The organism is Kitasatospora sp. NPDC048540, from assembly GCF_040651175.1.
Classification (GTDB): Bacteria; Actinomycetota; Actinomycetes; order Streptomycetales; family Streptomycetaceae; genus Kitasatospora.
In genome coordinates, this window is the sequence record NZ_JBEZIR010000194.1 from 1 (window position 1) to 11,589 (window position 11,589).

Annotated in this window: 7 protein-coding genes; 4 read left to right on the forward strand and 3 right to left on the reverse strand. The window is 73.6% G+C overall.

From position 1 onward, the window contains the following. Positions 1–81: 81 nt before the first annotated feature. Together AB0D08_RS38625 and AB0D08_RS38630 are read right to left on the reverse strand one after the other, a co-directional pair. Entirely contained in the window at positions 82–2,847 is a 2,766-nt protein-coding gene (locus tag AB0D08_RS38625; RefSeq protein WP_359895039.1) for a GH92 family glycosyl hydrolase, read from the reverse strand. A 177-nt stretch (positions 2,848–3,024) separates the two neighbouring features. Beyond that, positions 3,025–4,341 (reverse strand): deoxyribodipyrimidine photo-lyase, encoded by a 1,317-nt coding sequence (locus AB0D08_RS38630; RefSeq protein ID WP_359895040.1) that lies wholly within the window; start codon positions 4,339–4,341, stop codon positions 3,025–3,027. A gap of 164 nt (positions 4,342–4,505) precedes the next feature. On the opposite strand from AB0D08_RS38630, the gene AB0D08_RS38635 reads away from it, so the two are divergent. Continuing rightward, positions 4,506–6,257, forward strand: coding sequence for a serine/threonine-protein kinase (locus AB0D08_RS38635; protein WP_359895041.1), 1,752 nt, complete (start codon positions 4,506–4,508; stop codon positions 6,255–6,257). A gap of 103 nt (positions 6,258–6,360) precedes the next feature. Here AB0D08_RS38635 and aceE read toward each other — a convergent pair whose 3' ends face one another. Further along, positions 6,361–9,111: a pyruvate dehydrogenase (acetyl-transferring), homodimeric type gene (gene aceE, locus AB0D08_RS38640; protein WP_033824148.1), complete on the reverse strand. Its 2,751-nt coding sequence runs from the start codon at positions 9,109–9,111 to the stop codon at positions 6,361–6,363. Positions 9,112–9,629: 518 nt separating this feature from the next. Here aceE and AB0D08_RS38645 point away from each other — a divergent pair. The 3 genes from AB0D08_RS38645 to AB0D08_RS38655 all read left to right on the forward strand — a co-directional run bounded on the left by AB0D08_RS38645 (position 9,630) and on the right by AB0D08_RS38655 (position 11,527). Further along, complete coding sequence (locus AB0D08_RS38645) at positions 9,630–10,067, forward strand: DUF3052 domain-containing protein (RefSeq protein WP_033824149.1); 438 nt, start codon at positions 9,630–9,632, stop codon at positions 10,065–10,067. Positions 10,068–10,301: 234 nt separating this feature from the next. Next, a complete protein-coding gene (locus tag AB0D08_RS38650) occupies positions 10,302–10,760 on the forward strand; it encodes a peroxiredoxin (protein ID WP_033824164.1) in 459 nt (152 codons plus the stop codon). 191 nt (positions 10,761–10,951) lie between these two features. Beyond that, complete coding sequence (locus tag AB0D08_RS38655; protein ID WP_033824150.1) at positions 10,952–11,527, forward strand: TerD family protein; 576 nt, start codon at positions 10,952–10,954, stop codon at positions 11,525–11,527. The last annotated feature ends 62 nt before the right edge of the window (positions 11,528–11,589 follow it).

Genomic DNA, 11,589 nt, shown 5'->3' on the forward strand with positions numbered 1-11,589 from the left:
TCGACCTCCACCTGCGGCGCGGCGACACCGACCTGGTGACCACGACGATCCACACGGCCCGCGAGCGCCCCGGCCGGGTGGTCAGCCGGGTACCGTCCAGGCCCGCGCGCCGGTGCCGGCGCAGTCCGAGAGCTGCGCCGGGGTGCCGTCCGCGGTGGCGCCGCCGGCCAGGTCGAGGCACCGGCCCGACGGCGTGGACACCAGCGTGCCGTCCGCCTTCGGCCACCACTGCTGGGCACCGGTGCCGTTGCACTGCCACAGCTGCACCGGCGCCCCGGCGTCGGAGCGGCTCGCGCTGACGTCCAGGCACTTGCCGAGCGCCCGCAGGGTGCCGTCGGACGCCCGGGTCCAGCGCTGCGCCCCGGTGCCGTTGCAGCCGTACAGCTGGACCGGGGTGCCGTCGGCCGTGCCGCCGGACCGCACGTCCAGGCACTTCGCCGCCGGACCGCCGACCGCCCCGGTGACCGGCCGCGCCGGGCCGACGTCGAAGGACGGCGGCGCGTCCGCCGGGTCGCCGCCCCAGCCCGGCGCCGGGTCGGTGCCCAGGGTGAAGTCGAGCCGCCCGCCGTTGCGGACGAAGTCCTCGCCGACCCACGGCCGGGTGGACGCCCGCCCGTCGACCGCCAGCCCGTGCACGTACCGGGCGGCCGCTGACGCCCCCGGCGCGCTCAGCTCGATCACCGGACCGTCGCCGCCGCGGCGGACGGTGACGGCGGGGAACAGCGGGCCGGCCAGTACCAGTTCGGCCCGGCCGGGCACCTGCGGGTACATCCCGAGCGCTGCCCAGACCGCCCAGGCGGAGAGCTCGCCGAGGTCGTCGTTGCCCACCTCGCCGTCCGGGCCGTCGCCGAACAGCGTGGTCAGCGCCCGCCGGACGACGTCCTGGGTCCGGTCGGGCCGCCCGGCGTAGACGTACGCCCACGGGGCCTTCAGGGAGGGCTCGTTGCCCATGAACGCGTGCTCCGAGCCCGGACCGGCGTTCAGGTCCGCCAGGAAGCCGTCCAGCCGGGCCGTGACGGCGCCGTCGCCGCCCATCGCGTCGAACAGGCCGCGGTGGTTGTACGGCACCATCCAGGTGTACTGGGCGGCGCTGCCCTCCACGTACTCGTCCTGCTGGTCCGGGGCGAAGGCCGGCCACGCGTGGTCGGACCGGCGGGGCTGCAGGTAGCCGCTGGCGCCGTTGAACAGGCTGCGCCAGCCCGTGGAGCGGTGCATCAGCAGGTCGTACGAGGCGCCGTCGCCGATCCGGGCGGCGAGCTGCGCCACCGCGAAGTCGGCGGAGGTGTACTCCAGCGTGGTCGCCGCCGACCCCCACGTCCCGTCCGTCCCCGCCGGGACGTACCCGATCCTGTCGTACGGGCCGTGGCCGGGGCGCTCCCGGTCGTCCTGGCGGCCGGCCACCGCCTGCCGGACCAGCGCGGCGGCGTCGAAGCCGGTGGCGCCGAAGGCGTGGATCCCGGCCGCGATGATCGGCAGCGGGTCGCCCACCATCACCCCGGTACCGTCGGCGGCCAGCGTCCAGCGGTCGAAGTACCCGGCCCGGGCGCCCTGGTCGACGATCGACGCGGCGATGTCGGCGGCCTCGGCGGGCGCCAGCAGGGCCAGCAGCTGGGTCTGCGAGCGGTAGACGTCCCAGCCGGAGAAGTCCGCGTACCGCGCGTGCCCGGCCGGGACGGTGTGCACCTGCCCGTCGAAGCCCGGGTAGCGGCCGTCGCTGTCGCTCAGCACGCTCGGGTGCAGCATCGCGTGGTAGAGCGCGGTGTACAGGACCCGCCGCTCCCGGGTGGTGCCGCCGCCGACCGCGACCCGGCCGAGCAGGTCGTTCCACGAGCGCCGGGCCGCGTCCCTGACCTGGTCGAAGCCGGCCCCGGCCTGTTCGGCGGCCAGGTTGGCCCGGGCGCCCTCGACGCTGACGAAGGAGATCCCGACCCGGGCGGTGACGGTGGGCCCGGCCGCGGTGTCGAAGGAGACCAGCGCCTTGGCACCGGACGCCCGGGGGACGGCCTCCGGACGGACACCCTCCTGCTGCTCACCGCCGCCCGCCGGCCGGGCGGCCTGCGCGGCGGCGGTCCTGGCCGGCTGCGGTGCGATCCCCTTGCTCGACCCGCTCGCACTCCTGCGCCCGGTGTCGACCCGGCCCGCCGCGACGATGCCGGAACTGCTGAACGGCCGGTCGAAGACGACCGAGAAGTAGATCCGGTAGCGGTTGGCGGTGCCGCAGAAGCCGCCGCTGTCGGTGTAGCCGGAGATCGAGTCGGTACCCAGGGCGACGTACCCCGAGGCGTCGTTGAAGCCCTGGCCCGGGTCGACGGTGAGCGAGGCGGTGTGCCCGGCCGGGTAGCTGAACCGGGCGATGCCGGAGCGCGGGGTCGCGGCCAGCTCGGTCCGCACCCCGTTGCCGAAGGTGACCGCGTACGAGCCGGGCGAGGCCGACTCGTCGGCGTGCGAGAACTCGGCGAAGTCGGCGGGGGCGCCGTCCAGCACCGGCAGGAACGGGATGTTCCCGTAGTCCCCGCAGCCGGCGCCCGAGATGTGGGTCAGGCTGAACCCCCGGATCCGGTCGTCGTCGTAGGCGTAGCCGCCGTACTGGTAGGCGACGGTGTCCGGACTCCACTGCACCATCCCCAGCGGCGCGGCCGCGCCCGGGAAGGTGTTGCCGGCGCCGTCACCGAGGCCGAAACTCGGCGCCCCTGGCCTGGTCCCGACGAACGGGACGACGTACTGCGCCGGGTCGGCGACGGTGACCCGGCCCGGTGTGCGGGCGGTGGCGGCCACGGGGGCGGCCGCCACGGCGGACGAGCAGACGGCCAGCGCGAGCGCGGTACGGACGATGCGGGCGTTCTTCAAGGAGCCTCCTGCCGGGCCGCGGTCGGGCGGGCCCGGCGGAGGTGCCCGGCCGCCCCGCTCTCCGGGTGCGCCCATCGTCGGGCCTGCGCCCGGGGACTTCCGGCGCCGACAGGCCGCGAGTCCCCTGCCCGGCCCAACCCGGCCCGGCTGCCGGGCCCGGCCGCCCGCGCGGACGGCTCAGCGGCCCCGGCCGTGCTCGAACCGCCCCTCGTCCAGACCGACGATCGGGGCCGGGTAGTCCGGCCGCTCGGGCAGCAGCCACGGCCGGTGCACCGCCGCGCCCGCGACGGACGCCAGCTCCGGCACCCAGCGGCGCACGTAGTCGCCCCGCGGGTCGAAGCGCCGGGCCTGGGCGAGCGGATTGAGCACCCGGTTGGGCCGGGTGTCGGTGCCGGTGCCCGCCACCCACTGCCAGTTCAGCTGGTTGTTCGCGACATCGCCGTCCACCAGCAGCGACAGGAAGTGCGCCGCCCCGGCCCGCCAGTCCAGGTAGAGCGTCTTGGCCAGGAAACTCGCCGTCAGGAGCCGGGCCCGGTTGTGCATCCAGCCCTCCGCGGCGAGCTGCCGCATCCCGGCGTCCACGATCGGGTAGCCGGTCCGGCCCTCCCGCCAGGCCGCCAGCTCGTCCGCGTCCCGGTGCCAGCGGTCCGCGCGCGGCCGGTAGTCGGCCCGGGCGGCGTCCGGCCGGGCGGCCAGCACCTGGTGGTGGAAGTCCCGCCAGACCAGCTGCCGGACGAACGCCTCGGCCCCCGGCCCGCCGCGCCGCTCGGCCAGCGCCACCAGCTCGGCCGCCGACAGGCACCCGAAGTGCAGGTACGGGGAGAGCCGGGAGGTGCCGTCGCCCGCCAGGTCGTCGTGCTGCTCCTGGTACCCGTCGAGCGACCAGCGCCCCCACCGCCGCCGCCCCTCGCTCTCGCCGCCCGCCATCAGACCCGGCGAGTCCGGACGCACCGCCGGCACCGCCACCCCCCGGACCTGCCCGGGCACCCGCACGCTGCGCGGCGCGGCCACCGGCGCCCTGCGGTCGGCCTGCCGCCAGGCCCGCGAGTACGGGGTGAAGACCGCGTAGTGGTCCTTGCCGGCGGGGGCGACCGCGCCCGGTGCCAGCGCGGTCAGCACGGCGTCGTGCACCCGCAGCCGCCCACCCAGGGCCTCCCGCAGCCGGGCCTCGCGCCGCTGCGCGAAACCGCTCACCCCGGCCGCCACGTGCACCCCGGCCGCGCCGGTCTCCTCGGCCAGCCGCCGGGTCTCGGCCACCGCCTCGCCGCGCCGCACCACCAGCCGCCCGCCCCGGGCCCGCAGCCCGGCGTCCAGGTCCGCCAGGCAGTCGGCGAGGAAGGCCGCCCGGTTGGGCACCGCGAAGCCGGTGGCGCCGACGCCCTCGTCCAGGACGAACAGCGGCACCACCTCCTCGGCCTCGGCGAGGGCGGCGCGCAGCACCGGGTTGTCGTGCAGACGGAGGTCCTGGGTGAACAGGACGATCGAGACGGGCATCCGCCATGCCTACTCCATCCGCGCGTCCGGCGCGCGGGGCGCGCCCGGAACCGCTCCGCAGGACACCCCCAGGAGGTGGCGGGAGACTGGGAAGGCGACTCGGGGCCGCCTGCCGGCGGGGCACCGGACGGACCGGCTGCGCCGGCACGGACTGTGGGGTCGGGATGAGTTCTCAGGACGACACGGTGCCCGGCCCCGACCGGGTCCTGGCCGGCCGCTACGTGCTCGGGGAGCGCCTGGGCAGCGGCGGGATGGGCACCGTCTGGGTGGCGCTGGACACCAAGCTGCAGCGCCGGGTCGCGGTGAAGGAGCTCGCCGTCACCGGCATCCCGGAGGCCGAGCTGCGCACCCTGGGCTCCCGGATGCAGCAGGAGGCCCGGGCGGCGGCGCAGATCAGGCACCGCGGTGTGGTCACCGTGTACGACGTGCTGGAGCAGGACGGCCGGCCGTGGATCGTGATGGAGCTGATCGACGGCCGCTCGCTGGCCGAGGTGATCGACTCCGAGGGGACCCTGCTGCCGCGCGACGCGGCCCGGGTCGGCGGCCAGGTGCTGGGGGCGCTCGACGAGGCGCACCGGCACGGTGTGCTGCACCGGGACGTGAAACCCGCCAACGTCCTGCTGGAACGCGGCGGGCGGGTGGTGCTCACCGACTTCGGCATCGCCCTGCTGGAGGGCTCGCCCGGGTTCACCCGTACCGGTGACATCGTCGGCTCGCCCGAGTACGTCGCGCCCGAGCGGGTCAGCGGCCACCGGCCCGGGCCCGAGTCCGACCTGTGGTCGCTGGGCGCCACGCTGTACGCGGCGGTGGAGGGCCGCTCGCCGTTCCACCGCACCACCACCATGGGCACCCTGCAGGCGGTGGTCGCCGAACCGCTCCCGCCGCCGCTGCACGCGGGCGCCCTCGCCCCGGTCATCGAGGCGCTGCTGCGCAAGGACCCGGCCGAGCGGCCGACCGCTGCCGAGGCGCTCGCCCTGCTCGCGGAGGCGGAGGCCGGGAGCACCCGCGGCGCCCCCGTGCCGGACCCCGGGCCGCCCGGCCGGACCCGTACCCGGTCGACCCCGCCGACCCCGCTACCGGCGCCGGTGCCTCCCGCGCCGCCGGGCCGGCCCGGCCCGCCGCGGGGGCCGGGGGACGGGAGCCACCGGCACCGGGCGCTGCTGATCACGGCGGGGGCGGTGCTGGCGGCGCTGCTGGCCGGTGGGGTGGCCTTCGCGGTGGTGAACAGCAACTCCGGCGGCGCACCGGCGACGGTGGCCTCACCCGAGGCGCCCGCGGCCGAGGTGTCGTCCCCCGAGGCGCCGTCGCCCGCGGCGTCCTCCCCGGCGGCGGCCGGGCCGCAGGCGTCCTCGCCCGCGGTGTCGTCCCCGGAGGCGTCCTCCTCCCCGGAGGCGTCCTCCTCCCCGGAGGCCTCGTCCCCCGATGTGTCGTCGCCCGGGGCCTCCTCCCCGGAGGGCTCCACCGGGCCGGGCGCCTCCGCCGCCCCGGCCGGCTACCGCTGGGTGGACGACCCGGCGGGCTTCCGGCTCGCGGTGCCCGACGGCTGGGTCCGCAGCGAGCACGGCGGCCAGATCGACTACTCGCCCGACGACGGCACCCACGTGCTGCGCATCGGGGTCACCCCGGCGGCGCCCAAGAGCCCCGAGGCGCACTTCCTGGAGCTGGAGCAGTCCGTCTCCGGGCAGGCGGACTACACCCGGATCAGCCTCGCGGCCAACGTCTACCAGGACCGCGAGGGCGCGCTGTGGGAGTTCACCTCGACCGACCCGGGACTCGGCCCCCGGCACACCGCCGACCAGGCGTTCATCGCCCCGGACGGCACCGAGTACGCGGTCCTGGTGGCCTCGCCGCCCGAGGACTGGAGCACCGTCCAGCAGCAGTTCGAGACCGTGCTCTCCACTTTCACGGTGGCCTGAGGTGGCCCGGCCCGAGGCGGTCCGGCCCGCGGTGGCCCGGGAACGGCCGGGGGCCGGACCCCTCGGAAGGAGTCCGGCCCCCGGCGTCAGCGGGTGGAGCGGATCAGGCGTCGCCGCCGGCGGCGCCCGGGTCGGCCGCCGCCACGTCCAGCAGCTGGTAGCGGTCGATGGCCGCCTTCAGCAGGCTGCGGTCGATCTTGCCCTGCTTGGCGAGCTCGGTGAGCACGCCCAGGACCACCGACTGCGCGTCGATGTGGAAGAAACGACGCGCCGCACCGCGGGTGTCGGCGAAGCCGAAACCGTCGGCGCCCAGCGACTGGTACTGGCCCGGCACCCAGCGCGAGATCTGGTCCGGCACCGCGCGCATCCAGTCGGACACCGCGACGAACGGGCCCTCGGCGCCCTGGAGCTTGGCCGTCACGTACGGGACGCGCTGCGGCTCCTCCGGGTGCAGCAGGTTGAACTCCTCGGCCTCCACCGCGTCGCGGCGCAGCTCGTTCCAGGAGGTCGCGGACCACACGTCGGCCTTGACGTTCCACTCCTCGGCGAGGATGCGCTGGGCCTCCAGGGCCCACGGCACCGCCACGCCGGAGGCGAGGATCTGGGCCGGGATCTGGCCCGCGGTGCCCGGCGCGTACCGGTGCAGACCCTTGAGGATGCCCTCGACGTCGACGTTCTCCGGCTCGGCCGGCATCTTGATCGGCTCGTTGTAGACCGTCATGTAGTAGAAGACGTCCTCGCCGTGCGGGTGCTCCGCCGACGAGCCGTACATCCGCCGCAGACCGTCCTGGACGATGTGCGCGATCTCGAAACCGTACGCCGGGTCGTAGGCGACCACGCCGGGGTTGGTCGAGGCCAGCAGGTGCGAGTGGCCGTCCGCGTGCTGCAGGCCCTCGCCGGTCAGCGTGGTGCGGCCGGCGGTGGCGCCGATCACGAAACCGCGGGCCAGCTGGTCGGCCATCTGCCAGAACTGGTCACCGGTGCGCTGGAACCCGAACATCGAGTAGAAGACGTAGACCGGGATCAGCGGCTCGCCGTGCGTCGCGTACGAGGAGCCGGCCGCGATCAGCGAGGCGGTGCAGCCGGCCTCGGAGATGCCGTCGTGCAGCATCTGGCCGGTCGGGGACTCCTTGTACGCCAGCAGCAGCTCGCGGTCGACCGACTCGTAGGTCTGGCCGAGCGGGTTGTAGATCTTGGCGGACGGGAAGAGCGAGTCCATGCCGAAGGTGCGGTACTCGTCCGGCGCGATCGGCACGAAGCGGTTGCCGATGCCCTTGTCCCGCATCAGGTCCTTGAGCACCCGGACGAACGCCATGGTGGTGGCGATGGTCTGGTTGCCCGAGCCCTTCTTGACCCCCTTGTAGGCGTCGTCGCCGGGGAGCTCCAGCTTGCGCGGCCGCACCTTGCGGGTCGGCACGTAACCGCCGAGCTCGCGCCGGCGGTCGTGCATGTACTGGATCTCCTCCGAGTCCTTGCCCGGGTGGTAGTAGGGCGGGTAGCCCTCGTCCAGCTGCTTGTCGGTGATCGGCAGGTGCAGCCGGTCACGGAAGCGCTTGAGGTCCTCGACCGTCAGCTTCTTCATCTGGTGGGTCGCGTTGCGGCCCTCGAAGTTCGGACCCAGCGTCCAGCCCTTGACGGTCTGGGCGAGGATCACGGTCGGCTGGCCGACGTGCTCGCGGGCCGCCTTGAAGGCCGCGTACACCTTGGCGTGGTCGTGACCGCCGCGGCCCAGGTGCTGGATCTGCTTGTCGGTCATGTTCTCGACCATCGCGCGCAGGCGCAGGTCGCCGCCGAAGAAGTGCTCGCGGATGTACGCGCCGGTCTCGGTGGCGTACGTCTGGAACTGGCCGTCGACGGTGGTGTTCATCTTGTTGACCAGCACGCCGTCGCGGTCCTGGGCGAGCAGCGGGTCCCAGCTGCGGTCCCAGATCAGCTTGATCACGTTCCAGCCGGCGCCGCGGAACTGCGACTCCAGCTCCTGGATGATCTTGCCGTTGCCGCGGACCGGGCCGTCCAGGCGCTGCAGGTTGCAGTTGACCACGAAGGTCAGGTTGTCCAGGCCCTCGCGGGCCGCCAGCGAGAGCTGGCCGAGCGACTCGGGCTCGTCCATCTCGCCGTCGCCGAGGAAGGCGTAGACGTGCGACTGGGAGGTGTCCTTGATGCCGCGGTGCTCCAGGTACCGGTTCATCCGGGCCTGGTAGATCGCACCGAGCGGGCCGAGGCCCATCGAGACGGTCGGGAACTCCCAGAAGTCCGGCATCAGCCGCGGGTGCGGGTAGCTGGACAGGCCGTACGGCGCCTTCGACTTCTCCTGCCGGAAGGCGTCGAGCTGCTGCTCGCTGAGCCGGTCCAGCAGGAAGGCGCGGGCGTAGATGCCGGGGGAGGCGTGACCCTGGAAGAAGATCTGGTCGCCGGACTCGCCGTCGGCGTCCTTGCCCCGGAAGAAGTAGTTGAAGCCCACGTCGTAGAGCGACGCGGAGGAGGCGAAGGTGGCGATGTGGCCACCGACGCCGATGCCGGGGCGCTGGGCCCGGGAGACCATCACGGCCGCGTTCCAGCGGGTCGCGTTCAGGACCTTGCGCTCGATCTCCTCGTTGCCGGGGAAGAACGGCTCGTCCTTGGTGGCGATGGTGTTGACGTAGTCCGTGCTGCGCATCTCGGGCACGGCGACACGCTTCTCGCGGGCGCGCTCGATCAGCCGCAGCATCAGGTAGCGGGCACGCTCGCGCCCCCGCTCGTCGATGGCAGCGTCAAGCGACTCCAGCCATTCCGCGGTCTCCTCGGGATCGAAGTCCGGGACCTGACTCGGAAGGCCGCCAATGATGATCGGGTTGCGATCGGATCCGGAAGCCACGCTGTTCCTTCACTGTCGGTCGAAACTGAGGTGTGTCGCGCCGCCTCCATCGTGTACCGCGACTCGGAGATCCGTCATCTCTACCGATCGGTAACCGTTCCGCCTGTTGGGCGGAGCGGTCAGGAAGCGTGCGGCGGAGGGCGTCATTGCCTTCGCCGTGCACCCCCGGGGGTTACGAAGAGGTGGTCCGACCTGGTTACCCGGCCGCCCGATGGCGGGCGGTCAGGGTGAGGGCCAACAGGAGACTCTACGCCCGCGTGGGCGAGTCCCCCGAATGCCGTTCGCATCTCGGTCAGCTGTACGGCATGTGGCCCCGGGACCGGGGGAAGCATCGTTGTCCGGTGGGGAAAAGGGCAAATCGGTGTGATTCCCGCCACTGCGGACCGGCGTGTCCCGCCGCGACACGTCAACCTTTGGGTGGGATCGGGGGTCGGGTACTTGCGCGAACCGCCGGTCCCGTGTGGACTACGGCCACAGCCTCGGCATGGACGCCGGGCCGAATACTGGAGGTTATTCCCGTGAGCGCGACCGCGGACCCCGCGGACAAGTCCAACCCGGCACTGCGTTTCGGCTTCGAAGAGGGCCAGATCGTCCAGGAGCTCGGGTACGACGATGACAGTGACCAGGAGCTCCGCGAGGGCATCGAGGACATCACTGGTACCGAGCTCGTCGACGAGGACTACGACGACGTCGCAGACGCCGTCCTGCTGTGGCACCGCGAGGAGGACGGGGATCTCACCGACGCCCTGGTCGACGCGCTGGAGTACCTGGCGGAGGGTGGCCTGGTCTGGCTGCTGACCCCCAAGACGGGCCGTGACGGGCACATCGAGGCCTCCGACATCGCCGACGCCGCCCGCACCGCCGGTCTCGCCCAGACCAGCTCGGTGGCGGTCGCCAAGGACTGGGCCGGCACCAGGCTCGCCTCGCCGAAGGCCTCGCGCACCGGCAAGCGCTAGCTTCTCGCCCGACCGTCGATCCGGGCCCCGCTGGAGCTTCCTCCAGCGGGGCCCGGTCGCATCGGGGCCGCGGACTGGAGGAGCTGCCGGGACCTTTGTTCACCCAGGGCGAAACCGGGCCGCCACCAGCGGGAAGCCCTCACCCGTTCGGCCTAATGGCCCCGAACGGATGCGAGGATGCCCCTGTCCGCGCGGCGCACCGAGGGCCGCGGCACCCCAGAGGAAGGTCCCACCATGGCCATCGAGGTCGGCACCCAGGCTCCGGACTTCGAGCTGAAGAACCAGCACGGCGAGCTCGTGAAGCTCTCCGACTTCCGGGGCGAGAAGCACGTCGTCCTGGTCTTCTACCCGTTCGCCTTCACCGGGGTCTGCACCGGCGAGGTGTGCGCGATCCAGAAGGAGCTCCCGCGCCTGCAGAACGACGAGGTCCAGGTGCTCGCGGTCTCCAACGACTCGCCGTTCACCCTCCGCGTCTTCGCCGAGCAGGAGGGCCTGGAGTACCCGCTGCTGTCCGACTTCTGGCCGCACGGCGAGGTCTCCCGCGCCTACGGCGTCTTCAACGAGGAGAAGGGCTGCGCCGTGCGCGGCACCTTCGTGATCGACAAGGACGGCCAGGTCCGCTGGTCGATCGTCAACGGCCTGCCGGACGCCCGGGACGAGCAGGAGTACCTGAAGGTGCTCGGCGCGCTCTGAGCCGCCGCACCGGTGGCTGTGCCGGCCCGGCGCGCAGGTTCGAGGCGCGCCGGGCCGACTGGCCTCCCGGCGGGGAACCCGGCACTACGATCGGGCCGTTGGCAGGACAGGCGCACGCTCCGAACGGGCCGCGCCGGACACAGCACCACCGGGGGCACCGACCCGTGCCTCCCGATCCATGGAGGCAGCACGTGGGTGTCAGTCTGAGCAAGGGTGGCAACGTCTCGCTCACCAAGGAGGCCCCCGGCCTGACCGCGGTGATCGTCGGCCTCGGCTGGGACGTCCGCACCACCACCGGCAGTGGCTTCGACCTGGACGCGAGCGCCCTGCTCTGCAACGAGCAGGGCAAGGTCCGCTCGGACGCCGACTTCATCTTCTTCAACAACCTCAAGAGCGCGGACGGCTCGGTCGAGCACACCGGTGACAACCTCACCGGTGAGGGTGAGGGCGACGACGAGCAGATCAAGGTGGACCTGGCCGGCGTACCGGCCGACATCGCCAAGATCGTGTTCCCGGTGTCGATCTACGATGCCGAGAACCGCCAGCAGAGCTTCGGCCAGGTCCGCAACGCGTTCATCCGGGTGCTCAACCAGGCCGGCGGCGCCGAGATCGCCCGCTACGACCTGAGCGAGGACGCCTCCACCGAGACCGCGATGGTCTTCGGTGAGCTCTACCGCAACGGCGCCGAGTGGAAGTTCCGTGCCATCGGCCAGGGTTACGCCTCCGGCCTGCGCGGCATCGCCCAGGACTTCGGGGTGAACGTCTGACCGTCGTGACAGTCGCATAGGCTGCACCACCTGGGGCGGGGGGGGGGGGGGCGGGCCCCCCC

Bases quoted from the DNA above. Each gene is read 5' to 3' on its own strand.
- AB0D08_RS38630 (WP_359895040.1), bottom strand. From the start codon at position 4,341: ATGCCCGTCTCGATCGTCCTGTTCACCCAGGACCTCCGTCTGCACGAC.
- AB0D08_RS38650 (WP_033824164.1), top strand. From the start codon at position 10,302: ATGGCCATCGAGGTCGGCACCCAGGCTCCGGACTTCGAGCTGAAGAAC.
- AB0D08_RS38635 (WP_359895041.1), top strand. From the start codon at position 4,506: ATGAGTTCTCAGGACGACACGGTGCCCGGCCCCGACCGGGTCCTGGCC.